Below are 26,124 nucleotides of genomic sequence, written 5' to 3'. Positions count from 1 at the left end.
CATCCAGCGGGCTGGGTACTCCGTGCCCGCCTCGGTTAAGGATGCTGGTTCGGCATCGTGCTCGATGCAGCGGCGAACGACAGGGCCTCGTGTGGCCTTTCGGAAATTGGACAGCCGGCGAGTCCGGTACGTGTCCTCGGGGATCTCCACCGACGAGGAATGCCAGATCGCCCGGGAAACCGTGGCCATCGTGCACGGCAGATCGGGTGCGGCCGGGCGTTAGGCGATACGATAGACAATGTTCTTATGCATATGGGTGCAGCATACCTAGACCCGAGTAAGGCGGCAGCAGTCTCCGGCGATGGCGGCGGAAGTGCCGGATGCGCTTTGCTTAATCCGGCCTACGCGTCCGCAGGGATATTTTTTCCGGGAAATCTCCTAAGGGGTATATTGCTTCTCGCCATCGGCATGGCAACGATGTTGCCGGCACTCTGCCGGGCACTGGACGGAGCAGATGCCGAGCCGTGCCCGGAGGGCGGGGCCGCGTCCGTTTGGACATCGCCGGAAAAGCCGGTGATCGGCGAGCCGCTCAAGCTCATGGTCGTGGCGACTGACGGGCCGGTGAGCGAACTGAGAGCCTTCGCGCCGGATGGCGCTGAACTACCCTTGGCCGTCACCTGGCGGGGCGGACCTCCGTGGAGCGCGGCCTCCTTCATCGATCACGCCGTCCCTGGAGCCTACCGCATCGAAGCGCAGAGACGGGGCGAGATGGTCGCATGCCGCCGCCTGATCGTCGGCAACGACGCCGAGGCCGGATCGGAGCGCACCGGAGCCGAATGGGACCGGCGGCACGAGGCGCTATATTCCGCCTGGATCGAACGCCTTTTCGATGCGCCGATCGAGGAAAACTACACACTGCCCTCTCTCGAACCGATCCTCAGGAACCCGGAGCGGAACTTCCTTCACGATCACTTCGGCCAGGGCGAGGACGAGAGGCTTCCCGCCACGCCGGACTGCGCGGACCTCCCGTATTTCCTCCGCGCCTACTTCGCCTGGAAGATCGGATTGCCGGTGGCGTTTCGCGCCTGCGACCGAGGGACTTCGCTCAGGCCGCCGCGCTGCGGACCGGCCATCATCGACCAGCGCTTTTCGGCGAAATCGGCACCTGCTTCGGTCTTCAGAGATCTGTCCCGGCGGCTGATGGATACGGTTCACTCGGGGAATGCCCGAACGGCACTCGAAGACGACGGCACGGACTTCTACCCGGTCGAGCTCAAACGCGAAAACCTGTGGCCCGGCACGGTCTACGCCGATCCCTATGGGCATATCCTGGTCATTGTGAAATGGGTCCCGCAAACGGGCGATCAGGCCGGATTGCTCCTCGCCGTCGACGCGCAGCCGGACAACTCGGTCGGCCGCAAACGCTTCTGGGAAGGCACATTTCTTTTTGTCGATGACGTGAAGAGCGCGGGTCCGGGCTTCAAATCCTTTCGGCCGCTCGGGAGAGAGGGGCAGGGGCCTCTGCGCCTCCAGAGCAACGCGGATTTGGCGGAGCATCCCTTCATCGCACCCTATTCGGCGGAGCAGGCCGAGCTTCCGGCGGAGGATTTCTACGCGCGCATGATGCGGCTCATTGATCCTGAGGGGCTGGACGCCGAAAAAGCCTACGAATCCGTGCTCGACGCCTTGGTCGAACAATTGGAGACACGAGTTCACGCCGTCGAGAACGGCGAGAATTTTCAGAGGCATCATCCAGGGGCCATCATCCCGATGCCGACGGGGCCTTCGATCTTCGAGACCGTCGGACCCTGGGAAGACTATTCGACGCCCTCCCGGGACATGCGCCTCCTGATCGCCATGGACGTGCTGACACGTTTCCCGGAGCGCATCGTCCGTTATCCCGAGCTTTTCGTGCTCGGCGGACGGGTGCCGGAAATCGTCAGGGAAGAGATCGAGCAACGGCATCGGAAGCTGATACAAGAGCGGCAGGTTGCCTATACCCGGAGCGACGGTTCGACCTGGCGATTGACGGTCGCCGATATCCTGGCGCGACGGCCGGCGTTCGAGACGGCTTACAATCCCAACGACTGTCCGGAATTCCGCTGGGGCGCCGAATCGGGAACGGCCGAATACGCCACCTGCGTGCGGCGTGCGCCGGCCGATCAGCGCAACCGCATGGAACAGTACCGTCACTGGTTCCATGAAATGCGCAGACCTCCACGTTAAGGTTCCACATGGCGTTGGATACGGAAATCCATGAACCTCCCCGCTAGGCGCCCCGAACTGGAGCGGGGGATCGGATGGTTTGGCACGGGGGCGATCCTGGCGGGCACCGTGATCGGCACCGGCATATTCCTGGTGCCTTCGACCATAGCCCGCGAGGCGGGCACGGTCTGGGCGGTGTTCCTGGTCTGGCTGGCCGGAGGGCTCCTTTCGCTCGCCGGGGCGCTCAGTTATGCGGAGCTCGGCGCCACCTTCCCGGAAGCCGGTGGGGAATATGTCTTCCTGCGGCGTGCCTATGGCCCCTTATGGGGATTCCTCTTCGGCTGGCAACAGGTGGTCATCGGCAAGACCGGATCGATCGCCAGCGTCGCCACGGCGTTCGCCATCTTTCTCGGTTTCTTCATCCATGATCTCGATCAACCGGTTTGGGGGTCTTCCGTCGCCGGCCTGGATTTCACGCTCACCGGCGTCCAGCTCGCGGCACTCGCCAGTATCCTGGTCTTCACCCTCTTGAATTACGGCGGCGTCGTCCTGGGAAGCGAGGTACAGACCGTCCTGACGCTGCTGAAGGTTGGCGCCATCGTGGCCTTGGCGGCCCTGGGCCTCGCGAGCGGCGAAGGCTCGTGGGAACACTTTTCCGGTCCTGCCACGGCTTCGGCCCGGAACGGCATCGAATTCTATGGCGCCGCGCTGGCGGCCGCATTGTGGGCTTACGATGGCTGGAACAACGTGACCATGATCGGGGCGGAGATCCGGAATCCTCAGCGCACGATCCCGCGCGTCCTGATCTTCGGCATCATCGGCGTGATGGCCGTCTACCTCTTGATCAACCTGGCCTATTTCTATGTCCTGCCGCTAGCTGCGGTTCAGCAATCCGGGCGCTTGGCCCAGGACATGGCGTCCTCCGCCCTGGGGGAGTGGGGCGGCAGGGCGATCACGGCGGCGGCGATCGTGTCGACCCTGGCTACCCTGAACGGCGCCATCCTGAGTGGCGCTCGGGTGTCTTACGCGATGGCCCGCGACGGGCTGTTTTTTCGGCACATGGGGGACATCGATCCCGTGCATCGGACGCCGGCCAAGGCCTTGATCGTGCAGGGCCTCGCGGCGGGCGGCTTGATCCTGGTATTCGGTCGAGACGAGCGGGCCTTCGAGCACCTGTTCAATTACGCGATCTTCGGCATGTGGGCGTTTTACGGCATCACCGCACTCGCCGTGATCGTGCTGCGCCACCGTCAGCCGGCACTGTTAAGACCCTATCGGACCTTGGGCTATCCCTGGGTGCCCTTGGCGTTCTTTCTCGTGGCGGGTGCATTCTGCACCAGCCTGGCGATGCATAATCCGCGGGAGACCGGGCTGGGCTTGGCGCTCCTGGCTGGCGGATTGCCTTTTTATGCCTATTGGCGGTTCAGAATGAACGCCGGTTCGGGCGCGGGTCTTGAGTGACGCCGGCGAGCCCGCTCATCCATACCAATGCGATGAACGAACATCATGAACGGATGATTGAAGACCCGGCCGATCTGCTGGGGCCTGGATCTCGTCTTGAGTCGACGGCCCATTCGAGCGCCGACATTTCCTTAATCCAGGAAATAGCCGCCGAAAGGTTCGGGTATGCGGCCCGAGGGCGGGTCAGTGTCAGATTTTCTTACACCTGATTGGGGGTACCAACGCAATAACGGTAATAATCGAGTTTTCTCTCAACTTTCTGCTTCTGTGGTCCCTAGGGATTAGGCGAAACGGAGCGCTGGGAGGGGAATGTCATAGTAACAGTGTCAGGAATTTTTACGGTTTCATCCCCGTTGGCGTGGGCGGGCGTAGGATTAGCGAGGACGGAATGAACGTAACTAATTGGTTGTGAAGATAATTCTTCCTGATGGACGTGCTCTTGAGATGATCGGCGCGAATATTGCTGCGCTCGAAGGTCGGCCATTCCGGTTGTTCTTTACCAATCCAGAGGAGAATAAGGACATGTTCCAGCATTCCGTCATGCGATTCCCGGCGGCAACCTTGCCCAGATTTATCGTGCTGGCTTGCTCCGTCGCGCTGTTCCTGAGCGGGGAGGTGTCGGCCGTACCGTTCGATCCCAATATTTCCATCACGGCCACGGTCGACTTGGATGGTCTCAGTTCTTCCGCGCCGGCGGGATCCACCCAAACCGGGACTTTTTCCCAGGTGATCGGAGGCTCCCTGACGACCTCGACCGTGGACGGCGGTCTCAATCTCACCGGAACCCTGCCCTTGGGCGGCGCCCTGACCGATATCAATGACAGCGTCGGCATCAGCTTCACCGGCACCGGCAACTCCGCTGGCGGCTCCGGATCCTCAGACTTTTTCGGAAATTACGGCGTTACCCTGAGCAATGCCTCGGCGACCGATACCTTCCAGATCACCCTCGGCCTCCAATTTACCAATCAGGTCGATGCCAATGGAGACGACGTGGGCATCGAAGGGGACATCTTTCTGAATGATGGCGTGACGGAAATCTTCTTCAGCGATCTGATTTCCGACACTTTTTTCGGCGACTCAGCCGGCGGCTCGAACGACGGGACCACAGTGGATACACCTTTCGGGCCATTGGGCACCGTCGGTGCGTCCTTGTCGGACAGCGGCACCGTATTGCTCGATTTCCTTCTCAGCCCGGGCGCCATAATAAATCTGACTGGAGAGAACAATATGTTTCTGGCTCTGTTCGATGGCACTTATAGCGCCACCGTCGAGAGCCGGCTCTTTGTCAGCAGCGTGGTGAACCAAACCACGCCGCCGGCCGTTCCCGAACCCGCCACGTTCTGGCTGATCGGAGCAGGCTTAATGGGACTGCGGGCGACACGCCGATCCATCAAAGCAGATTAGACACTCAATCCTGCGAGAACCAACGATGAACATTCTGCACAACAGAATTCGCTCGGTATTGAGAGTCATCCTGTTCGGCGGCATGCTGTCGACCGCCATTTCGGCTTCGGCGGCAGGATCCGAGGACTATCTCGGCTCCATCGACTTTGTCGGTTTCAACTACGCGCCACGGGGTTGGGCCACTTGCGATGGACAACTCCTGTCCATCGCCCAGAATTCAGCGTTGTTTGCGCTGTTGGGCACCACTTACGGCGGCAACGGCCAGACCACTTTCGCCCTTCCCGATTTGCGGGGGCGAGTTCCCATGCATATGGGCCAGGGGCCAGGACTATCCAACCGCATTCTCGGTGAAAATGGAGGTTCGGAAGCGGTGACTCTAAACGTCGGCCAGATGCCTGCGCACAGCCACCCCGCAACAACGACAGTTGATACGTCCGGGTTGAAAATCCGGGCAAACACCGGCTAGGCCGCCACCCCCAACCCGGCAGGGAATGCTCTGTCGTCGACCGGCCGTAATAACACCTACAACACGGCCGCGCCGGATGTCGACATGGCGTCGAATTCCGTCGGGGGTACGGCATCCGCGACAACTACCATCGGCACAAGCGGCGGAAGCCAGCCGGTCCAGATCATGCCGCCCTATCTGGTGCTCAACTGCATCGTTGCCCTTGAAGGTCTTTTTCCTTCGCGCAACTGACGTCCGATGGACAGGCGATTCGTTTTCAAGGTGCTTGCAAAAACCCCGGTTCGCCGGGGTCTTTGCTTTGTGGCCGGGTGGTTGGCCGTTTCGACATCCGTTTCTCTCGCGGCGGCCGAAGACTGGTCGGCCCAACTGAAAAAGGCCCAGGAATTGTTGGCCCGGCAGGATTATTCAAGGGCATATGCGGAATATCGGCGACACGCCGAAAAGAAAAACAACCCCCTGGCTCAGTTCACCCTAGCGCTGTTTTACGATCTTGGCTGGGGCCGCCCCAAGGACGCCGCAGAGGCGTGCCGCTGGTATGAGCGCGCGGCCAAGGCCAGGCTGCCAACCGCCCAGCATTTCCTGGGCGACTGCTTGGTGAAAGGCGTTAACGGTCCGACCGACCCGGCCCGCGCGGCCGTCCTCTACGAGGATGCTGCCCAGGGCGGGCACTGGATTTCCCACTGCGCGTTGGCAGAGCTATACCTCCGCGGGACAGGTGTGCCCAAGGACCCGGCCAAGGGCGTCGCGTTGTGCGAACAAGTCGCGGCTCGAGGTATCGTCAAGGCGATGTACGCGACCGCCTTGCTTTACCTGGAGAGCGACCCGGCCGTGCAAGATTCCGCCAAGGGAAGGGCCTGGCTTGAGCAGGCGGCGCAACGGGGCTATGGGGAAGCTCAATATCGGCTCGGAATGATCGAACTCGCCGGCGGCCAGCAGCCAAAAAGTCCGGAGAAAGCCCGCTACTGGTTCGAATCGGCGGCCTCACACGGTTACGGCCCGGCTTACTTCCCAACCGCAGAATTGTATTTCACGGCGCCTCGCGACCCCGCCACCGGCAATTTGGCTCCCGAATTTCTCGCCAAGACGTATATGTGGCTTTCCGCCACCCTCCGGCGGGCGCCTGGTCCTGAAGAAGTGCGACGCGCTTCCGAGATGCTGGAGCAAGTGAACGCCGTTATGCCGGAGACATGGAAGCCCGAACTTGACGAGAGATTAGCCCGCCACTTTGCCGCCTTTCCTCCCCCGTGAGGATCGCTCTTTTTGTCTATATCCTCCTTGAGTCGCCCGAGGGTAAAGCAGTCGTTCAGAAATGGCCGGTATCGGCGAAGGCGAATGACCGTTCAGGCCGGAGGCTGTGTGAAAACGCAAAAATTGAAAATCGGGTGGAGAGGTTCCGCCGAGTTTTGCCTAACGTTCCTGCCGACGTGGAGTTATCGATTCAGAATTTGCTTGTTAGTGACGGATGAATGGAGTGAATTCCATCTCGAGTCGGTTCGCTCGTGAGTTTTCACACAGCCTCGCCGAATTCCTGCCGTTGATCTGTACGAAGTGCGTGGCGGAAAGTGCGGCTCATTGCTGGTGGAATCAGTCAATCCGAGCGGGAAGCGCCCACAACGAGAATTCCGCGCGCCAAGTGCACGTCCTGAGCACGCTCTCGCCTTTGTTAACCATAACGCGTTGCTAGTCGTTTTCCGGTTACAGCCATTGCCAGGCGAATTTTGGGCTAAGTACATTCCGCAAATATTTGCGGAATCTCGACAGATTGGCTTGATTGGCGGGGTTGTCCTGCAGGTTGCCTATGCCGCAAGGCTCCCCTGAATGTACTTAGAGCATTTTCATACCTATTGTACGGGCACTCGCGCGTAGGTCGGGAATCCCTTCCCAATCGCAAACGGGCCTTTAATCGGCCCCTTCCAATCGCAAACGGCGTCTTCGGGAAGGGCGTGGCCGGCGCTCCCGGCCAGGCCGTTTGCGATTGGAGCTCCGAAGCCGCCCTTCCCGACGCCACGTCCCGGCCGAGCGTCTTCGTCGGAAGGGTCGCGACTAAAGCGACCGTTTGCGATTGGGAAAGGATTGCTGACCTACGAATGCTTGAATCCATTTACCCGAGCCGAAGGCGCCAACGACTTTCGCCAAGCCTGTTTTGCCGTACGAGCGCGATGAAAACGCTCTAATGCTGCCGCTTGCTTCTGATCATCGTAAGCAAATCAAGCCTGCAAACTTGCCGACAGACGACAAAATTCCTCAAGAAGCCCCATTGACAAATAAGACGACCGGTCATATTGTTCATGCCCCATGAGAAAACGAGATTCCGCCGAAGTCCGAGAAAAGCTGCTCGACCATGGCGTCATGCTTCTTATGGAGCAGGGCTACCATGGCACGGGAATCCAGGAAATCGTCGAAAGCGTCGGCATGCCGAAGGGGTCTTTCTACAACCACTTTGCCAGCAAGGAAGCCTTCAGTGCAGAGGTGGTCCAGCACTACATCGAGCCGTTCATCAAGCAACTCGACGGACACCTCAATCGCAGGAATGTCAGTGCGGAGGCGGCGCTGAAAGCCTATTTCAAAGAACTCATGGAGGAGACCGAGCGCAGAGACTTCAAAGGCGGGTGTCTGCTCGGCAACCTCATCGGAGAGATAGGCGAAACGAGCGATCTTTGTTCTACCTCGCTGCGCGACGCCGTCCACCGTTATCGCGACAAACTGAAAGAAGGTATCGCTCGCGGGCAAGCGGAAGGAAGCTTCCGAAAGGACCTGACAGCCACGTTCATGGCCGACCTGGTGCTCAATCTCTGGCAGGGCGCTTTGCTTCGCATGAAAATCGAACGTTCGGTTCAGCCCCTCAGTCAGGTCTTCGAGTTTCTCCTCGACGATTACTTCAAAGCCTGATTTTTTTGCCTGTTAATAAAACGACCGGTCATCTTGTTATTGTGTCCAAACTGAAAGAAAGGAGAACCGAGATGCTTAAAAGCATGAAATGCCATCGCTTCACCCGCGCCTCTTTACGAGTATTGAGTTTGAGCGCCCTGAGCGTCTTGGTACCGGCCACGGCAAGCGCTGAACTGCTCGCCATGCTCAACTATGAAAGCAAGGTTGGGCAGCCGAATCGCAGAGAGGGTATTGCGGTCATCGATGTGGACCCGAACTCGCCCACATTCAACCAGATTGTCAAAGATACGCCCTTGCCCCCGGATTTCGTGGCACATCACATCTATTACAACAAAGACGTGACCAAGGCATATGTCACGTCCCTCGGGCATACCGAGCTCTATGTTTACGACCTCTCGAAATTCCCCGAAGAAAAGACCGTCGTAGCCGTCCCGGATTGCAAGGTGGGAGAGGACATAACGTTCTCGGACGATCGCAAGCACTGGTATCTCAGCTGCATGGGGTCCAACAACGTCATCGTTGGCGACGCCCGGTCGGATAAGCCGATTGCAACGATCGGGAACGACGGAGCTAGCGACAAGTTCATAAAGTATCCCCACGGCGTGATGCTCAATGACGAGCTCGACCGCATCTTCGTGACAAGCACGGTCAACCCCAATGATCTGAACGATGCCGGCGAGACGGTCTCCGTCATACAAGCGTCTACCCGGAAAATTCTTTCGACCCACAAGCTTTCGTATAAACCCTCGCCTTCCGGGGAAGCGCCGGTCGAAATTGCCTTCATCCCCCATCGCAAGCCCCAGATAGCCTACATAAACAATATGAATGGCGGAGCCTTGTGGACTGCGACCTGGCGTTCGGAGACCGAGGACTTCAGATTTCAGAGGGTATTTGACTTCGCGGAAACCGGCCAAAGTATCCCGCTGGAAATGGGCTTCAACGAGGAAGTCGACCGCCTCTATATCACTACAGCCAAGCCCGGCGCTTTCAACATTTTCGACATCGCCGATCCTTATAAGCCAAAACTGCTGTCGACGATCCCGACTGCCGGCGGCGCGCACCACTTCGTGCTCTCGCCCGATCATCGCTACGCCATCGTTCAGAACAGCTTCATCAATTTGCCGGAGATGGACGACGGTTCGGTGAGCGTTATCGACTTGCACCAGAACAAGGTGGTCGCGACGGTCGATGTCCTCAAGAAGGCTGGCCTAACGCCGAACTGCATCATCGCGATGCCCAATTGGTATAAGAGCGATCACTGAGACGAATACGACGCAACTCTATGCGGATGCCCTATTCCGGGGAATATGACCGCTAAGCAGACGCGGACATCCGAATGAGGTTTAACCGGGGAGAGCCGTGGGTTCTCCCCGTTCCATACGGGTAGGCGAGGAGAGGAGGGACATCGGGGAGCAGTCCTCGCGCGCCGACACATGCCGGAATTCGAGAACTGCCCCCATTCACCTGCGGAGGAAGAGATTGACCGTCAAGGCCGCAAACCATGGGCGCGCCTGATTCGCCTTCAGCGGGATTGCGGAGGCGAGCTCGGCGCAGCGGACCGGTCGCCGTTTCTTTTCAGAAAATCCGGGAGCGCGGAGGTGTCTTCCCAAAACAGCGAACCGGACAAGGGCCTGATCGGCTGGGGGTCTGAGGCCATGAGACCCGGAATCCAGTCCGCGGGAATGGCATAGTGTCCGGTCTTGCCGCCCGCGGAGAAGAATGTGGCGAGACCGACCAGGCGGCCGTCCTGGTCGAATATCCCGCTGCCGCTCGCGCCCTGGACGAAACCCGCGGTGGTTTCGATGACCAAGCTGCCGTCATAGGGATGCAAGCGTTCGACACGGCCCTCGGCGAAAGCGATGCCGATAGCTCGGGGATAGCCGTACATATAGATCGTTTCGCCGACGGAAAGTACCGATGTGGTGCCCAGACTCGCAACCGGTAGCGACATTCCCGGCGCTTCAAGAATGCACAGATCGTGTTTCAAATCGGCGCGCTGGCTGGCTGCGCGATAGCGTAAAGCGCCTTTCCCGACGACGATCGAATCGGCGTGCCGCGTGACATGGCAGTTGGTCGCCACGCGATCGTAATCGACGACGACACCGGAGCCGACAAAAGCCCTGCCGTCCCTTGGATAGGCCTGGACCTGAACGACGCTGAGCGCAAGCGTGTGATTCACTTCTGCCGCCCAGGCGATGTTTAACATCCAAGGTCCGAGCACGGTAACGATTAATGTGATCTGGCGCATGGGTTTCTTCCTGTTTCCCAGTACTCCGAAGGGAGCCTTTCTGTTTCGAACGTTCGAGCGTACCGGAAGTTTATACGGTTTCCTTTGCCTTTATATCGCCAACGGTTCCCGTGACGGCGACGCGGAAATCGCGTGATTTGGCTCCGAACAGGGGACGATCGTGGCTGCGCTGTTCCGGCGTTGCGTTTCACTGAATGTGGGCTGCGACATCGTTACGCGCTTCGGCATATGCCGGCAAGCTGCCACTCCCTCGCCGGAGGCGCACCAGCAAGTAGCCCGGATGAAACGCAGTGGAATCCGGGAGACTCGAGGCACCGATCGTCCCGGATTCCGCAAAGCTCCATCCGGGCTATGCCGGCTTCACCAAAAGACGGGAAGCGGGGGTGACGAAGGAATGCTTGACCAAATAATGAGAATCATTATCATTCGTATCATGGAGGATGCGTCATCATGGGTTCCATAACTCCCCCGTTGAACGAGAAAGACAGCGTCATGCTTCGAATCAGCGTCGACAAGCTCTCTGAGCTCATTGAAACAGGGAGCCTTTGTGCGACCGATTTTTCCTGTCTCGATCACCAATCCAAAACCACGATACAGGGCTTATTCCTGCGGTTCTGTCTGCATGGATGTCACGCCCATCGAAACGTGCGGGTTGGCCGACCGCCACCCATGACCGATTCGCCCAGTTGAGTGCCGGTCCCGGCAGACCTCGGAAACCGTTCGACCGACGTGTTCCGAGCGAAGGTGAGGGCTTGGGGGAATGGTCGAGCGTGATCGCCCGCAAATGTCCGGGACACGACCAACTTTGGCCAAAGCCGGGGCCATTGCGATAGAGATCGAGATTTGCGCCCGCTTTTACACATGAACGCCCGTGCGTTCCATAACTTAAGGAGAGACCCGTGCAACGAAAAGCTTGTAATACCGAAACCTTGGCCCGGAGCGAAGTCTGCTCGGTCGAGTACTGCCGGAGCTGCGCCGTGTTCCATGTCAATGTCGGCCCCGTCACGGTGCATTTCCGGCCGTCCACTTTCCGAATGTTGTGCACTACGCTGAACGCAGCACTCGCCCGATTTCGACACGTTCGTCCGGTATTGTCGTCCCGTACTGCAAATCAAGACGAGATCATCGACCGTAGTCCGTGAGGAGCAAGCAAACAATCAATACGAAGTAGCAAGGGCGGCGAGAGGAGCGCCATGGACGAAACGATGAGCGGAGTAGGGGCGACTTGGGCGGACGCATCCGTGCTGGAAGGCGTTCGGCGGTAGAGAGCCGAGCCAATGCAGCAGACCGGCACGGACTTCGGCGCCGCCGTCATACACCACGTTCAGCGAACAAGTCCGGCGATTGGTCCGGATCTCCCGCACCCCGTCCATATCCGAGACACGGGCTTCGAACTCATCGACGGCGAAACAAGGATGCGCAAGCCGGGCGAGCCGCAGCCGAAACCGCCGGTAGGTATTTTCAAGAACTTCTAGGTGACACGACAATGAAGCTTGAACACGACTCATCTTCGCCCGGAGCGGGCGTCATCGAACTGGCGGATGAGGACCGTCGCCGACTGCGAGACGCTTTCCGCCAGCTCGAATATCCCAGCTTTGCCGCCCATCTGGCCCACGCCGTCGGCACTCCCGTCGACAAGGGGCTCAAGCTGATACCGCCGCGCTGGCATCGTCGCTTCTCCGGACACTTGCAGGCGGGCATCGGCCGGCTTCTGGAAGCCGCGGTCACCCGCCTCGGGCAGGGGCAGCCTCGCAGCGAACGCTTCTACCGTCGCATGGCGCGGAGCACGGGCGCGATTGGCGGATTGTTCGGCGGTTCCGCATTGCTGGTGGAACTGCCGCTCACCACGTTGATCATGCTCGCGGCCATCGCCGAAATCGCCCGCAGCGAAGGCGAGGATTTGAACCGGCCGGAAACCCGTCTGGCCTGTCTCGAAGTTTTCGCTCTGGGGGGACGCTCGAAGGCCGATGATGCCGCCGATACCGGTTATTACGGTTTGCGCCTGGCTCTCGAAGCCGCCGTCAAACAGGCGTCACGCCACATCGCCGAACAGGGCTTGAGCCGGAACGGAGCGCCGGCCATCAGCCGCATGATAGTCATCGTATCCGAGCGTTTCGGACTGATACTGTCGGAGAAAGCCGCCGCGGAAATGCTGCCCTTCGCCGGCGCGGTCGGCGGCGCCTTCATCAACGACTTGTTCGTCCGGCATTTTCAGAGCATGGCCCGCAGCCATTTCGTCATGCGCCGGCTGGAACGCCGCTACGGGCGGCATTACATCGAGGCCGAGTATCGGAAGCTGAAATCGGTTCGGCATGAGCGCCGGGCAGACCCGCCGGCCATGATGGCGCGGTCCGCATGATGCTAATGAGGACGATTCTCGGAAAATGGTCAAGCATTCCTTCTCGCGCCCGCTTTCCGGTCTTTTGGCAGAGCCTATCCCGGTAAGCCGTTCGCGCTGAGCCCCGTCGAAGGGCCTGTCCTGAGCGGAGTCGAAGGGTTTTGGGACCTACTGAATTCGTTCTACCGGGACCACGTTAGGTGCACCTGAACAGGGTCAAATCGCAAGCCCGCCTGCGGTATCCGATCCGGCGATCAAGGTAACGGCAACCGTTTTTTCGCCGAGTATCATCGGAACCTGTCGATCTTCCGTTGTATGCCCGTTTGGGTTATTCACTCTCGGTGCTCACGAGGACCAGTTTTCGGCCGTTCCGGTCATCCGGTCTGACCAAAATCCGCCGTTCAGGAATGCTGCTTTCTTCAGAGGCGGGGGAGTAGTCCGTGACCGAAGCGGACTGTCGCAAGCAAGTCAAGTTATCGACCGCCGCCACACTGTTACATACCTGTCCATGCCTCAATTTAGTCTGTGCTATCTGGGCTTCATTGCGCACTGAATTCCGCATCTTTTATCCTTTCGCCAGCATACTACCGGCGACATCGCCTCCGGTCGCTGCGAAATAGGTGGTGCCACTTGCTCACAGGATATACGACAACGTGCTGACAGCAGTCGAACTCTCCAAGCGATACTCCGGTCGGCCGGTCATAGACGGCTGGTCGTACGAATGGCCCAAGCCGGGCGTCCATCTGATCGCGGGTGCGAACGGCGTGGGTAAATCGACTCTCCTCGGCATGCTCGCGGGCGCCCTGGTTCCCGATGCCGGTGAAGTTTGGATCCGCGGCGTGAGCCTTAAGGCCCGACCGGCCCGCGCCCTCCGTTGCTTGGCTTATTGCCCGGCGGATTGTCCGGTCTTCCCCTTTCTGACTGGTGAGGAGTGGCTGGCCTTCGTCGGTTCTGTTCGGGGCGGCTGGGATACCGAGACCTTGGATCAGCTGACCGAATCGTTTCGGCTACACGCGTATTTGAAGACGAACTTCGGCCACATGTCGTTGGGTACGGCAAGGAAGTTTCTGTTGCTTGGCACTGTCGCCGCGGAGGCGGATGTCCTCATCTTGGACGAGCCGAGCAACGCGCTCGACGCCGCCTCGCTTGCGGCCTTGCAGGCGACGCTCCGGCGCCTGGCCAAGACGCGGCTGATCCTGATGTCTTGCCACGAGACCTCGCGGCATGCGGCCTTCGGCATACGGCCTGAAAACACCGTGACATTGACTTGAGAGGCTGTCACGTGTCTCGCCATCCACCGTTGGAAGTGTCCCGATCGCGCCTGTTTTTCCGCCTGCTCGGCTGGCGCTTGCGCCATTACGCCGACGCGACCCTGAAGCTTTTGCTCCGCCGCTGGCAATCTGTGCTCTTCGCACTTTTAGTCGTTTCGCCAGCCGCCACGCCACTTGCCGCACAAATCGACGCCGTCGGGATGCCGGTACGCAAGATTGTGGAAGGCGGCAGTCCGGCTTACGCGCTGACCGCCTGGCTGACCCTGTCACTGCTGGCCATCGCCTGGGCGGCCGTGCAAGCCGATGCCTTGCGAGGAGGCGCGCCCTGGCGATATCTGCGCACGCTGCCTGGGCTGTCTCGCTTCGAGACCGGGCTCGACCTGACGCTGCTGCTAATTGCCGATCTCCCCCTGCTATTGCCCTTCGTCGCCTACGGGATCACTCTGCTCGGACCCGCCCGCAGTGGCGGTCTGGAGCATGGACTGCTGGCCTTGGCCCTCGGTACCCAATGGCCCATCGTGCAGCAACTCGTACTGCGTGGATCGTGGGCCGCATTGCTAGTCGCTGCAAGTGCGCTGATCGCCATGCTGGCTTTGTGCGTCGACGGGGCACGCGAATTTGCCTTTGTCCTGCTCACGGGGGGACCGATCGCGGCCTTCCGCTTGCGCAGGCGCCTGACGGGAGTGATGAAGACCGGATCTTGGCGGATCGGAAGCAGAATCGGCCAGCATCTACACCCTGTGGTAAACCTTGCGGCCATGGACGCGCTGGCATTGATGCAATGGAGCCAGTTGCCGGCGCGAGTGGCGCTGCTGGCTTATGCGGGTATTCTTGGCTGGTTCGGGACCGGCTGGGAGGCTGTCGGATTTCAACCGCAGGTGGCGGTAGGCCTGCTGCTGGCGGGATTCGTTCCGCTGATATTCCAGGTGGCTGGACTGGCGTTGACCCTGCGTGCCGAGCGCGCGCCCATGCGCCCCCTGCTGGCATCGTTGGGGATAGGAACAGCCGCCACGTTCGTGGCCGACCTGCTGGTATTGGTAGCGGCGTTCTGTCTGCTCGCGTTCCTGCCTGTCGCCAAGCTTTACCCGCTCGCAGGTTCCTACGCCTTCCTGATACTACCCTTGGGAAGCACGGCAGTCGCCGTGACGCTCGCTCTTTACTCGACTATCGACGCAACGCGGTTCTGGCCCAAGTTGGTCACCGCAGCGGCGTTTTGGCTGGCGGCATGGCGGGTGGTCATGTTTCATTAGGAGCATCGGTTCGGGACCTGATACGGGCTGGAAGACCTTCATATCGAGATTCTCGAAGACCGCACGGTCCTCTACGGTCTTACCGCAAAGGCAGTCGACCGGATCGATCGCCAGTTCGAAGACACTCCATAAAGCAGCCGTTCGAACGATATTGTTGAATAACGACGAACGGCGGGTATGGCCGAATACTGAACAGATATCGGGATCAGCCTAACAGGCTCCAATTGGCCGGCTACTGCCAGTGGTGCGGTCTGTCAGCTGGCATTCGGGTATATGTTGGCTTTCAGTTTCGCCGAAAGGCCATTCCGTACCCGATGGGGACTGTGGCACCGTGTATCCAAGGTCTGCATACGATAGTGGAGCGGAGGGGGCCAGCAGAGAAATGACTACGTGACCGACCCTCCAATGGCCTACGAACCCTATGATCTCCACGATTTAAGAAAACATGGAGGCTGAATTTATTCGTGCCGCTATCGTCGAATTAAACGGGTGATGTGTGAAAGCCCGCAGTGAGCGATTCAGAAGGAGAGTAATTCATATGGGCGGCTACTGCTCGGTGAGCCGCAGTTGTTCAGTTATTAATCAGGCCCGTAAATACCCTCCTGGTATTTACGGGCCGCCGCCCAGGCCGGTACACGCCCGGCCTGGGCTCACGCGGCTTGTCGCCGCGCCGGAGCATCCCTGCCCCGGATTAACCCGGCCTATATTTATAGGCCGGGTTAATAATGCTCGGTCTCGGTACATGGTAGTCCCTTTAGAAACTCATGGAGTTCCTTATGAAAAACCTACTCACCGCAACTTCACTATCCATTCTTGCTGTACTGTCGAGTCAGGTTGAAGCGCGAACTATCGTTTCAGCCGACACTCGCTGCTTTCAAATCGGCGATGTCATACCCGGTGGTTGGGATAGAACGCTGAAAATCAAAATGCAACAGGCGCTCAGTGATAAACCCGGTCAAATTGTCCATGTCGATGCGCTGGAGCTGGGGTTCAAGGCCACCAACCCCCCGATTCAGTATGCCAACCAATTGACGGGCTCGGCCACGATTGCCCCGCCCAACGATCAGCTACCTGGCGGCGACCAACTTCAGATCAGCTTGGTGGGGACCAGCTATGGCAACAGGGAGGATATCAGCAAAAATGGCGTGTTCAGTTTTGATTATGCGCTCAGGCTTGACCCCAAAACCCTTGCTGGGCCAATAACCGGTTATCAGATATTCACCCCCTTCAGTAACGGGCAAATTGATGCGCCTATCTCTCAGGCTCCGCTGGATACGCAACTGCAACCCATATCGTGCGAGGGCCGATAGCTGAATTCGGTATGCTGGTCTTGCATTGACGGCCGCCCGACGAGCAACCCTCAAAATCGATAACGATTACGCATGGGCCGCTCGCACTCGGGGGAAGGGGCGAGATTCACAAGGGCAAGAAAGCGGAATCGAGCAGGGTGGCCACGGCAGCCGGTTTTCGGCCTGAGCGGCCATTCGACCTAACGAATGTCTGCCGTTCTCGAATGGCTGCTTGAGTCAGATCCGATAGATCTTCGACAGGATTTTCATGGGGTTAAGGCTTAACGTGGAGGTAACCGGCGCGGAGTCGCATCGCGGCGGAGGGTCCGGTTGACCGACGTGTTATGCGGGTTCATAGCTTTCGCGCCTCCTCCCACAAACGTTCCTTCCCCACCTTCTGATACCAACCCTCAAACTCGGCCCGATGTTGCTGCCAGGGTTCCGAAAGCGGCCGGCGTGGATCTTTGCTGAGGGAGTACGCCATGCCTTCGATGAACCATTCCGGGCCAAGCCATAGTGTGAGAGCACCAAGCTGCTCTGCCTGAAGGTGGTGGACCATCTCATGGCGCACGTAATATGGTGTCCAACCTCTCGGACTGATGACTATTCCAAAGTTCCCGACGGTGCTTGCGGAAGCCTTTATGAACCCAAAAGACCGGAAGCAATCCTCCGTAGAACAGAATACAACGCGTGGATTGTGTTGAAATGGACCAACAGCCGAGGCGACGAAACGTAGAGCTCCCTCGTACAATTCGGATGCTTCCCGATACCGCAATGCATTATCGATACAGATCCTGGAGCTGACACAAGAGATATCGCCGGCCCATTCGGGCGCCAAGACCCGTATCGGCTTGAACATCGCCCATGCGATAGCAGGACTTGCTAGCAAACAGACGATCAGCGATGGTTTCAAGATCTGTCGCGGCACTCTATTTTTTCTCCTCGATAATTGCCCTCAGTGCGGCATTGAGTTCAGTTCCGGCCCACTCAGCGGGCCTGAGATTGAAAGGCCCTCCGGTAGATCGTTTAACGCGCATATCCGCAAGTACAGATCCCGATTGTACAGAGAGAGTCCTGATGCGAAAGTCCGCTTCGCTCGAACCAGCCCACAAGAACGGAAGTGAGTACGTAACAAATATCCGCGGGGTCAACTCTTCGATGCGCACCAAAATGACGGTATCAACGCCTTCCTCGGAAAACTTCGACAACAACTCCGACTCCGGCCTGCCGGACCAGTCTGAAACCTGCCTGATGCCGCCAGGAGCTGCAATACTTCCACAGGGAATTTCCCGGAACGCCCTCTCAATCTCTTCCAATGCCATTTGTTCACGTTTCTCAGGCTCCTTTTGATCATTCCGCCATGCCATTTCCGGCAAAATGGCAACGTGGCCGAGCGAGACTCCCCGTTTACCGCAAACTGCTTTGTCCCCGCCTGCGTGATAGGTTTGCATGGTCGTGCTGGCGCAACCAGAAATCATGAGCCCGACGAAAAAGCTGAACAGAATGCCGTTACGTTTCATGTTGCCTCTTGTGAACTGCGATGCATAACGCCGCTCATAACCGGCAGCAAAAAGTGGCGCAACGAAGGAGCGGCGCTTTTTACCGTCCGAGTTGATGGGATTGTCGTGCGTCGTCTTTTGGCTTTGGGTTATCGATTTTGACGCCAAAATTCGCAACCCTCCGGGCGTTAAATTCGCTCCCTTTGGCAATTCGTTGCAGGGCTTCTGTGGCTTTGCCTGCAATTTGTTTATCCCGCTCCGATGCATTACCAAGTAGCCCGGATGGAGCGCAGTGGAATCCGGGAGACTCGATGCACCACTCGTCCCGGATTCCGTAAAGCTCCATCCGGGCTACGCTGGCTTTCATCCTCGGCATCTAAATATATCAATGATTCGTCCGCAGCACCTGCGTTAGTCTGTCACTACAGCAAGCCCGATTCTTACATCAAATTCGCAATGGCGAAGCCGCTTCCTGAATGTCCTGTTCTTTAGGGGAGCAATCTGAGAGGTGTAGCATGCGAACACATCGATTGCCATCACTCTGGCCCATCGCTTGTTTTCTCATGAGCCTGGCGGGCCACGCCGCGGATGCGTCAGCATCGCCATCCGATCCTCTAACGTCGTCTAGCGTTGTCGAACAGGGTCAAGGCCAGCCGGCCTCTGGTGAAGTCCAGGAGGGCGGGATTGCCCCAATGCAGAGTCTCACTGCCTTATTGCCGTGGCCGGGCGAATTCGCGCTGCGGACTTACAAAGGCTTTTATGTGACCGCGCTCGATGGGGGAGGAAGAATAGCCGAACCTGTCCTCCTGACGACCCCGACGACAGCCGGGCCCTGGGAAAAGTTCACGTTTGCCGTGACTTACCCCGACACGCCTCATGACAAGAGCATTCAGACGTCCCGCGGCTATTATTTGACTGCGCTGAACGGAGGGGGCTTGACGGGTGGCGCTTTTCATACCGACGCGACGCAAGCCCTAGACTGGGAGCGGTTTCGGCTGCTCGACCTGAGCGTCGGCAACTTCGCGCCGAGTTATTATGCGATCAATACGATAAAGGGGTTTTATGTCACGGCAGTCGGGGCCGGCGGCAAATCCGCAGATGCCTTTCATACCGATGCGACGCAGATCCAAAATTGGGAAAAATTTCGGATCGTCAAGTGCGGCGACGTGGGATCGGGATTCGAGTATGGCATTCTGACCGCGGACGGCACATTTCTGTCCGCCGAGTTGCCAGGAGGCCGGTCATCGCAAGGGGACATAATAATAGTCGGACGGGCAGAACCGGAGTCGAGATTTAAATTCATCCGACAAAGCGACGGCTCTCATGCTCTGCAGACTTCCAATGGCGTGACCTTCGTTACCGCCCTCGGTGGTGGGGGACTCGTGCAAAAATATATCGACTGCGACCCGGGCTTTCCAGGCGCATGCATCAGTACCACATCGACCATCTTCCACACCGATGCGACACAAGTCCTAGCCTGGGAGAAATTCCGGATCATCGATCAGGGCAACTGCACCTATGCGCTTCAAACCTCGAGCGGGTTCAATGTGGGAATCTACCGAGACTCAGCTGGACACACCTTGCTCACCACCCGCCGCGACGGCGTATCGACATCGAACGAATTGTTCCAGCTAATAGTGTACGGCTTGGCTTCACCAGTGGTCCTGCAATGAGAGGGCTACACGCCCGCATAAGTACTATTACCCCGGCCTATAAACAAACATGAGCCGGGTTAATTCGGGGTGGGGATGCCCCACTCGGCGACAAGCCGCGTCAGTCAAGGCCGGCCGTGTACCGGCCTTGGCCTCGGCCCGAAGTGCCAGGAAGGGATCGACGGGCCTGATTCACAATTAACAACATCTATCGGCAGATAGGCGCGCCCAAGATTTTCCGCGACTGCAGACAGCCGCTTCCCCCGTATCCGGAGTCGAGCGCCGTTTAGCGAGTTGGGCGGGAGTAGGCCGGCGTCGATGTTGCCGATGCCAAGCCCATTAAGGGTGGGAATCCATTCCCGACGATGCAACTGGAGCAACGGGTTGCCGACTTACGACCGTAGCATCCTGTAGGTCGGGAATCCTTTCCCGACGCCATGTCCCGGCCGCGCGTTTTCGTCGGCAAAGGATTGCCGACCTACAAATGGCTACAAATGGCTGAAGCAATTCACTCGAACCGAAGGCGCTAACGATGTTCGCCAAGCCTTTTTTGTAAAGCCCAGAATTCAAGCTGCCAAGTCGACGACCGGCGCCCTGGGTCGGTCCAGTGCCCGCGCGAGGAAGGCGGCGATTCGCTGCCAGTGGACCCGAAGGGTCACGTCGTCGTAGTTTTCCGGTCGGCCGTGGAGGTCGAGGACGATCGCATCGCCGCGGGCCATGAAGCCCGCCGCCAGGTCTTCCACCGGCCCGGCCGCGAGAGTCCGGGTGTTTGCGCGGCAAGGGCCGAACCGGCTCGGCGGCTCGAAGGGCGTCGTTGGTTCCGCAAACCCGCGCGCAACGGCCAGCGGCGTAGCGTAGCGCCTGCTCGTGATCCTCGCGCGAGAAATCGGCGAGTGCGTCGCCGATCAGAAAAGGCTGGATGTCGAGCATGAAGGCTTCCGCCGCGGTCATCAGGCAGCCGATGTGGGCGTACACTCCGTAGATCAGCAACTGGTCGCGGCCCGTTCCGCGCAGCCGCGCTTCCAGGTCGGAGCGCTTGAACGCGCTGTAGCGCCATTTGGTCGGCACGGTGTCGCCGGGCTGGGGCGCGACCGCGTCCACAACGCGCGTCGATTCGGGCCGGTCGGGAATGCCGTCGCCCCAGAAATCGTTCAGCAAGGCACGGTCCTCTGGCGCCTGCCCGCCGGGCTGCGCGGTGTAGAACACCGGAATGCCGGCCTTTCGGGCCGCAGCGATCAGGCGGGCGCAGCGGTCCAGAAGCTCCTGAATGGGCGGCTGTGCGGGATCGTAGAAATCCAGGAAATACCCACATCGGATTTGTCGAACGAAACCCTGGATATGCACGGGCCATCGAATCATTGAAGGAAGAACTGGAAGCCGTCGACTGGTACAACCAGCGGGTCGATGCCTGCAAGGACCCCACCTTTTCCAAGGAGCTCCGCGATTACTTGTTCACGGATAAGCCTTTGGCGCACGAATAACGGTCATCGAGCGATTTCTCGATGGCAATCGGGTCGGGGTCGCGGGACATCGTCCGTTACCCTCGACCGAATCGCCGGACGACGTGGTGTTCGGACAGGGCCAGCTCCGTTGCCGGTATTTGGCGCGGACGATCAAAACTTCAGAATGGCGTTTGCAAAGACCGTGTTGTATTCGTAGTCGGCAAACACCCGGCTGGAGCTACGGTGTCCTTTCTCGTAGACGATATTCAGCTGGCCGTGATCGGCAAAGTCGTAGGAAACCGATAATCGGCCGGTTAGGATCGTGTCTTCGTCAGTCTTCGCATCGATGCGTAATTTCGGGTCGCCGGCGTACTGCCACTCTTCCCAGCTAAATTTCGCTTGCAAGTCGATCTTTGGCGTTACCGACCACGTGGGGCTGACGCTCACGCCTTTAGTGACGACATAGCTGGCCGCGATATCCGAGGTTCTGTTCAACAAATCTCCCCAACCCGACAAGGTAATCACGGTTTTTCCTGTCGGTGTCCATTGATAATTGAGCCGCCATGCCTCGCCTTGATAATCCCGTTGTGAAAATTGCTTATGATTGCGGATGCGATAGCCGATGCGTCCCTCTACCAGCGATTTTCCGGTAATCTGCCATTTGTAGAGTGCACTGAATTCATGTTCCTGGTAGCGGTTATCGATCAGCGCGGACAAAACCCGCTCCCGATTCGGCAGGCTGGCATCCGTGTGTGTGTACTGAATGCCGATCGTATTCTCGTCGGGAGATTTATAGTGCAGCCCGATGATGCCGGTATCGCTGGTCAGATCCAGAAACCTACGCTGCGGCGCCTCATGCTCGCTGTTCAGCCACCGGTATTGTCCGTTCAATCTCCATCGTGGATTGAACTTGTAATTGACATCGACCAAGGCCGTATTGTCCGTGATGAGATCCCTTCCGAAAAACCCCGTGTTGGTAAAACCTCCCAAATACTGCCTGTAGCCATAGCCGAGTATTCCGCCGAAGGAAGTTCCCGCTTGCCATTTCCATGTCCCTTTTGCCAGGGACGATACATGGTTAAGCTCATCGTGGTTGGCGTAACGATTGTCGTCGACCTTTCCCTCGAGCTGAAACTCCTGCCGGCTCACCGGAATATAGGTTCTGAGCCCCGCGGAAAGCCGGTTGATCAAGTCCCAGCGTTCCGATTCGTTTATCGGTGCGTTCGGATTGGTCTTGCTCGGGCGACGGAAAAGATTGTCATCGTAGGTCAGCGTCTCCGATAAATAAGGCTGAAAAGTGTCAGTAGGATCGGCGACGCCGAAAGAGGCTTCCGTCCACACCAAAAACGCGAGGGAAATAATAGTTTCCGCTTTGGGCTTATACATGAACCGCTGATGCTTGCGTCTTGAACGTAGCGCTTTCAAATGCTTGCGCAAACCTTTTGTATCAGCCTATGCGGCGAGACTTTCCGTACCGCCGAATTCCGATAGCGACTAGCCCGATCGTGTTATGGCTATACACAACGGCACGCCTTTAGCGAAAGAGGACCGGCAAAATGTCATCGATCCGCTTTGCACGAAAATAAGACCGCGCCGCCGCGCGGCTCTCCGAGTCTGCGATACGGCCTGCGGCCGCAGAGCTCAGGCCGTCGAGGATCGCGGACGCGAATCCGGATTCATCTTTGCTGACTCGGAAGCAATTCTTGACCTCATCAGGAAGTCCAGCCAAGCCCTGAGGCGTACTGATCAATTCGGCGGGGGAAAAAAGCATTTCGACGGACTTGATATTGACTCCGCTACCCGCAAAGACAGGGTTGATCAAGATCTGCGCGTCGCGCAATATCGAGACGGCGTCTGGCGGATTTTCGATCAGTGTGACTTCGGGGCGCGCAGCGAGCGCCGCTCGTATCTGATCCGAAGGCTGGCTGCCGGCGATGAACAGGCGCAGGCCGGGCCGTGCATCGAGAAGCCGCGGCGCCACCTTCTCCAGAAACCAAACCAAGCCCTGGACGTTATTGGGCATGAACAGGTTTCCGAGATAGCCGACGTCGAATCGGGGGGGACCTTCCCGCGGCGCACTGAGGCGTCCCGCAAAAGATTCGTCCACCAGCGGCGGCAGCCAATATCCGGACGTAAACCCGAGCTTCTCCCAATATCTAAGGTCATCGACGGAGATATCGAAGAACGCGGAACTCTCCCTGAGAATTCCGTGCTCGTAACGGCGCAGGTTGAACAGGCTGAGTGTCCACTGAAACCGTTCTCGCGCCGTTCGGGCGATTCTGGCCTGATGTAGTGTGTACCGATGTTCGATGTTGTGAGAGCGGTAGAACAACGGCAGTTTCAGCTCGTGCGCCAGACGGCGCGCCACCTCGCCACCATAGACGGCGTCCAGCCAGATTGCCTGGCTGTCGAATGCGCGCTGCGCCTCCAGCAGGGAACGAAACTCGGCGGGCCTCAAGCTACGGGAGGCCACTCGCCAAGGCAGCCGCCACAGGTGGACAGTTCGCTTGATGCGCGAACGCCAGGTTCGTTCAAACGGAAAGACGTACAGATCCTCCACGACCTCCCGCACCTTGTCGAGATGTTCCGGTCGCAGCGCGCCGGCGGCTCCGCCGCCCCAGCAGACGAGTTGGACGCGGACGCCCGCCGATTTCATGGCGCAGAGCCGGCGCCACACGTCGACCAGACCACCATGTCCGGGAGGGAAAGGCAGCTCGTTACAGATCATCGTGATGCGCATCGGTTGGTCCTTATCTTGCTCTGCGCGCTTTGTGTACGGATGCCTGTGGCGAAGCTAGCGGGTGGAACACCAGCTTGAATTTCGTCTCCGTTGCCATGGCTTCGAGGTAGATGCCCCGGCGGGTGTACGGCGCGGCGGAATCGGGGACGGTGCCCACAAACACCCGCTGCAGCTCGGCGCCGGCGATCGCCAGGGCAAACCGGCGGCCGGCGCAGTCGAGCGTGCCGCTCCAAGTGCCCGCCGCCGCATAGGCGGTCCAGTCCTTCCAGTAACCGAAGGCCGTCGCATTCGGCAGCGATGCCCCTTCCGCGACAGACGGCCGGTCGGCGGTCACGGCACAGGGTGTGTTCAGGACCACACCGATCGCGTGCGGCGTGTCCGAGCCGGTGGTCACCCCCACCTGATCGATAAAGTCGCCGGCGCCGATGGCGAGCCGCCGGGTTGCGGTCACGCCCGGACGATAGCTCGGATGGGACACCGCCGCGAACGAGCCGTCCGGCGCGACCTCATCGAGCTGTCCCTCGGACGGCCAGGGATTTTGCCCGTCGCCGTCGACCAGCGGCACGTTGTGCGCCGGTGCCCGGCTGAAATAGCCCTTGTGCAGCGGCGAGCCGTAGCCGACCGTGCCGGCGTCTTTGAGAAGCCAGGTGTCGCCGTATTGCAGTTCATAAGTGAGGGCTTCCTGCTGGGCATGAAACCGGGCTTTCTGGCCATAGCGCAACAGGGCATGCCAGCCGTTCTTCACGAGCTGAACCGCATCGAGACCCGGCACCGGTCCCGACGCCAGGTCGGGCAGTACCGGCATCGAATCGACCGGCTTGGGCGGATCGAGCAGGGTGTCCCAGCTCAGCTGGCCCTTCGCTTCGTCCAGCCCGAGCCAGGTCGGCAACACCCGGCGGGAGGCCGCCCACAACTTGCGGTTCGGCGCCTTGCGATTAGGCGGCGAATCGTTGAGGGTCGGGGCGTCTTCATTGGCAAAGCGCACGGTCACCGGAGAAATCATCAGGTTCTGCGCGATCCAGAGTTCCCGGGCGAACTCGGCCAGCCGCCCGCGCAACGAGGCGCCGACCAGCAGCTCCACCAAGGCCTGAACCGTATACTCCTGATAGGACAGGGAGTGCTCGTACCAGAACCAGTCCGGCGAGACGCCGGTCGCCAGGAGCGACGGAAGACCTAAGGCCGAATGCTTGCCGAAGCCGATCAACTCGGGTTGTTCGAACTCGAGTCCGATCAGCGTCACGGCCGCGGCATGCCAGACGGCGATGTTGTGGACCTCGCGCGACGACGCCATCACATTGGCCGCCAACGGCAGGAACAGCCCCTCGCGCCAGTGGTCGGCGCGGGCCGCCGGGACATGGGGTTTCAGCAGCCGGACCGCTTCGATCAACACCAGGGCGCGGGTCGCTTCGTCCAGACTCTGATTCATCAGCTGGGCTCGGCCGTTCCAGGTCTGCAACGGGAAGCCGCGGTAGGCGTCGGCGTAGAAATCGAGCTGCGAAGCCGCCCAATCCAAGTAGCGCGTATCGCCGGTCAGGCGGAACAGTCGGGCGGCGTCCAGCACGCGATCGATGTTGTAGATTCGATTATGGGCGATCCAGGCGGCGCGCAGCTTTTCGTGGCCGGGCTGGTCGGGCGGTATCGGCTGATCGGGGGTCCAGTGGAGAAAGGCGCCCGTCTTTAAATTCACGTAATTGTGCAGCCAGCCCGCGGCCCATTCCGGGTGATCGCGGGGTGTGGCCATCCACTTCGTGACCCGACTGGTTCGCTCCTGCAACCAAGCCGTCCAGCGAGGATCCTGTGCCACGCGCTGGCGGGCCGCGTCCCAGTACTCACGGGCGGCACGGGCCGGTGCATAGTCGTCTTCACCCGCTTTCAAGGCGGTAAAGGCGGCTTTGATGGTGTCGTTGCCGGGCAGGGCTGGGGCCTTGGACGCCGGTTCAGTTTTGCCGGCGGCTATAGGTTCGAGGACTGCTCCTGCCAGCATCAACGCCACCCCGCTCCATAATCGCAGATCTCTCATCGTTGTCCCC

Annotated in this window: 19 protein-coding genes and 2 pseudogenes; 15 read left to right on the top strand and 6 right to left on the bottom strand. The window is 59.3% G+C overall.

What is annotated here, in order from left to right; all coding sequences use genetic code 11:
* Positions 1-408: 408 nt before the first annotated feature.
* The 7 genes and pseudogenes from ACR2TX_RS23130 to ACR2TX_RS23100 all read left to right on the top strand — a co-directional run bounded on the left by ACR2TX_RS23130 (position 409) and on the right by ACR2TX_RS23100 (position 9,627).
* A complete protein-coding gene (locus tag ACR2TX_RS23130; RefSeq protein ID WP_434130774.1) occupies positions 409-2,166 on the top strand; it encodes a hypothetical protein in 1,758 nt (585 codons plus the stop codon).
* A 30-nt stretch (positions 2,167-2,196) separates the two neighbouring features.
* On the top strand, positions 2,197-3,606 hold the full coding sequence (locus ACR2TX_RS23125; protein WP_434130773.1) for an APC family permease: 1,410 nt from the start codon (positions 2,197-2,199) through the stop codon (positions 3,604-3,606).
* 522 nt (positions 3,607-4,128) lie between these two features.
* Positions 4,129-5,010, top strand: coding sequence for a PEP-CTERM sorting domain-containing protein (locus ACR2TX_RS23120; RefSeq protein ID WP_434130772.1), 882 nt, complete (start codon positions 4,129-4,131; stop codon positions 5,008-5,010).
* Positions 5,011-5,092: 82 nt separating this feature from the next.
* Positions 5,093-5,707 (top strand): annotated as a pseudogene (locus ACR2TX_RS23115) (phage tail protein).
* 6 nt (positions 5,708-5,713) lie between these two features.
* A complete protein-coding gene (locus tag ACR2TX_RS23110; protein ID WP_086133409.1) occupies positions 5,714-6,724 on the top strand; it encodes a tetratricopeptide repeat protein in 1,011 nt (336 codons plus the stop codon).
* Positions 6,725-7,771: 1,047 nt separating this feature from the next.
* The gene (locus tag ACR2TX_RS23105) at positions 7,772-8,365 is read left to right on the top strand and encodes a TetR/AcrR family transcriptional regulator (RefSeq protein ID WP_156880446.1); all 594 of its coding nucleotides are present in this window, start codon (positions 7,772-7,774) and stop codon (positions 8,363-8,365) included.
* Positions 8,366-8,436: 71 nt separating this feature from the next.
* Positions 8,437-9,627: a YncE family protein gene (locus ACR2TX_RS23100; protein WP_434130771.1), complete on the top strand. Its 1,191-nt coding sequence runs from the start codon at positions 8,437-8,439 to the stop codon at positions 9,625-9,627.
* A 260-nt stretch (positions 9,628-9,887) separates the two neighbouring features.
* Here the strand turns inward: ACR2TX_RS23100 and ACR2TX_RS23095 are convergent, their stop codons facing one another.
* On the bottom strand, positions 9,888-10,613 hold the full coding sequence (locus ACR2TX_RS23095) for a S1 family peptidase (protein ID WP_156880448.1): 726 nt from the start codon (positions 10,611-10,613) through the stop codon (positions 9,888-9,890).
* Positions 10,614-11,512: 899 nt separating this feature from the next.
* On the opposite strand from ACR2TX_RS23095, the gene ACR2TX_RS23090 reads away from it, so the two are divergent.
* The 6 genes from ACR2TX_RS23090 to ACR2TX_RS23065 all read left to right on the top strand — a co-directional run bounded on the left by ACR2TX_RS23090 (position 11,513) and on the right by ACR2TX_RS23065 (position 16,782).
* Positions 11,513-11,755, top strand: a complete 243-nt coding sequence (locus ACR2TX_RS23090) for a hypothetical protein (RefSeq protein WP_143735077.1) — start codon at positions 11,513-11,515, stop codon at positions 11,753-11,755.
* 135 nt (positions 11,756-11,890) lie between these two features.
* A complete protein-coding gene (locus ACR2TX_RS23085) occupies positions 11,891-12,088 on the top strand; it encodes a hypothetical protein (RefSeq protein ID WP_434130770.1) in 198 nt (65 codons plus the stop codon).
* Positions 12,089-12,099: 11 nt separating this feature from the next.
* Complete coding sequence (locus ACR2TX_RS23080; protein ID WP_077728908.1) at positions 12,100-12,972, top strand: EcsC family protein; 873 nt, start codon at positions 12,100-12,102, stop codon at positions 12,970-12,972.
* Between the two features lie 632 nt (positions 12,973-13,604).
* Complete coding sequence (locus ACR2TX_RS23075) at positions 13,605-14,222, top strand: ATP-binding cassette domain-containing protein (protein WP_210023880.1); 618 nt, start codon at positions 13,605-13,607, stop codon at positions 14,220-14,222.
* 11 nt (positions 14,223-14,233) lie between these two features.
* Positions 14,234-15,472 (top strand): hypothetical protein, encoded by a 1,239-nt coding sequence (locus ACR2TX_RS23070; RefSeq protein ID WP_210023881.1) that lies wholly within the window; start codon positions 14,234-14,236, stop codon positions 15,470-15,472.
* A 776-nt stretch (positions 15,473-16,248) separates the two neighbouring features.
* A complete protein-coding gene (locus ACR2TX_RS23065) occupies positions 16,249-16,782 on the top strand; it encodes a hypothetical protein (RefSeq protein WP_077728911.1) in 534 nt (177 codons plus the stop codon).
* A 908-nt stretch (positions 16,783-17,690) separates the two neighbouring features.
* Here the strand turns inward: ACR2TX_RS23065 and ACR2TX_RS23060 are convergent.
* A complete protein-coding gene (locus ACR2TX_RS23060) occupies positions 17,691-18,503 on the bottom strand; it encodes a hypothetical protein (RefSeq protein ID WP_133719237.1) in 813 nt (270 codons plus the stop codon).
* Positions 18,504-18,952: 449 nt separating this feature from the next.
* Here ACR2TX_RS23060 and ACR2TX_RS23055 point away from each other — a divergent pair, with 449 nt between their 5' ends.
* Complete coding sequence (locus ACR2TX_RS23055) at positions 18,953-19,933, top strand: fascin domain-containing protein (RefSeq protein WP_210023882.1); 981 nt, start codon at positions 18,953-18,955, stop codon at positions 19,931-19,933.
* Between the two features lie 777 nt (positions 19,934-20,710).
* Here ACR2TX_RS23055 and ACR2TX_RS23050 read toward each other — a convergent pair.
* Positions 20,711-21,271 (bottom strand): annotated as a pseudogene (locus ACR2TX_RS23050) (isochorismatase family protein); the annotation flags it as partial.
* On the opposite strand from ACR2TX_RS23050, the gene ACR2TX_RS23045 reads away from it, so the two are divergent.
* On the top strand, positions 21,271-21,393 hold the full coding sequence (locus tag ACR2TX_RS23045; protein ID WP_276205341.1) for a ferritin family protein: 123 nt from the start codon (positions 21,271-21,273) through the stop codon (positions 21,391-21,393). The pseudogene ACR2TX_RS23050 and the gene ACR2TX_RS23045 overlap by 1 nt on opposite strands.
* A 132-nt stretch (positions 21,394-21,525) precedes the next feature.
* Here ACR2TX_RS23045 and epsL read toward each other — a convergent pair whose 3' ends face one another.
* From epsL to ACR2TX_RS23030, 3 genes are all read right to left on the bottom strand, one after another.
* Positions 21,526-22,740 (bottom strand): XrtB/PEP-CTERM-associated polysaccharide biosynthesis outer membrane protein EpsL, encoded by a 1,215-nt coding sequence (gene epsL / locus ACR2TX_RS23040; protein WP_434130769.1) that lies wholly within the window; start codon positions 22,738-22,740, stop codon positions 21,526-21,528.
* A gap of 148 nt (positions 22,741-22,888) precedes the next feature.
* On the bottom strand, positions 22,889-24,094 hold the full coding sequence (locus ACR2TX_RS23035) for a glycosyltransferase (protein ID WP_086134089.1): 1,206 nt from the start codon (positions 24,092-24,094) through the stop codon (positions 22,889-22,891).
* Between the two features lie 10 nt (positions 24,095-24,104).
* Positions 24,105-26,114 carry a heparinase II/III domain-containing protein gene (locus ACR2TX_RS23030; RefSeq protein WP_434130768.1) on the bottom strand — a complete coding sequence of 670 codons (2,010 nt, stop codon included), beginning with the start codon at positions 26,112-26,114 and terminating at the stop codon, positions 24,105-24,107.
* Positions 26,115-26,124: the final 10 nt, after the last annotated feature.

The organism is Methylocaldum sp. GT1BB (assembly GCF_051027545.1).
Taxonomy (GTDB): Bacteria; Pseudomonadota; Gammaproteobacteria; order Methylococcales; family Methylococcaceae; genus Methylocaldum.
Note: the sequence above shows the minus strand (reverse complement) of the source record. Positions and strands in the feature narration are given on the sequence as shown.

Coding starts and splice junctions, on each gene's coding strand:
- ACR2TX_RS23130 (WP_434130774.1), top strand. CDS start 409: ATGGCAACGATGTTGCCGGCACTCTGCCGGGCACTGGACGGAGCAGAT.
- ACR2TX_RS23125 (WP_434130773.1), top strand. CDS start 2,197: ATGAACCTCCCCGCTAGGCGCCCCGAACTGGAGCGGGGGATCGGATGG.
- ACR2TX_RS23120 (WP_434130772.1), top strand. CDS start 4,129: ATGTTCCAGCATTCCGTCATGCGATTCCCGGCGGCAACCTTGCCCAGA.
- ACR2TX_RS23110 (WP_086133409.1), top strand. CDS start 5,714: ATGGACAGGCGATTCGTTTTCAAGGTGCTTGCAAAAACCCCGGTTCGC.
- ACR2TX_RS23105 (WP_156880446.1), top strand. CDS start 7,772: ATGAGAAAACGAGATTCCGCCGAAGTCCGAGAAAAGCTGCTCGACCAT.
- ACR2TX_RS23100 (WP_434130771.1), top strand. CDS start 8,437: ATGCTTAAAAGCATGAAATGCCATCGCTTCACCCGCGCCTCTTTACGA.
- ACR2TX_RS23095 (WP_156880448.1), bottom strand. CDS start 10,613: ATGCGCCAGATCACATTAATCGTTACCGTGCTCGGACCTTGGATGTTA.
- ACR2TX_RS23085 (WP_434130770.1), top strand. CDS start 11,891: ATGCAGCAGACCGGCACGGACTTCGGCGCCGCCGTCATACACCACGTT.
- ACR2TX_RS23080 (WP_077728908.1), top strand. CDS start 12,100: ATGAAGCTTGAACACGACTCATCTTCGCCCGGAGCGGGCGTCATCGAA.
- ACR2TX_RS23065 (WP_077728911.1), top strand. CDS start 16,249: ATGAAAAACCTACTCACCGCAACTTCACTATCCATTCTTGCTGTACTG.
- ACR2TX_RS23055 (WP_210023882.1), top strand. CDS start 18,953: ATGCAGAGTCTCACTGCCTTATTGCCGTGGCCGGGCGAATTCGCGCTG.
- epsL (WP_434130769.1), bottom strand. CDS start 22,740: ATGTATAAGCCCAAAGCGGAAACTATTATTTCCCTCGCGTTTTTGGTG.
- ACR2TX_RS23035 (WP_086134089.1), bottom strand. CDS start 24,094: ATGCGCATCACGATGATCTGTAACGAGCTGCCTTTCCCTCCCGGACAT.
- ACR2TX_RS23030 (WP_434130768.1), bottom strand. CDS start 26,114: ATGAGAGATCTGCGATTATGGAGCGGGGTGGCGTTGATGCTGGCAGGA.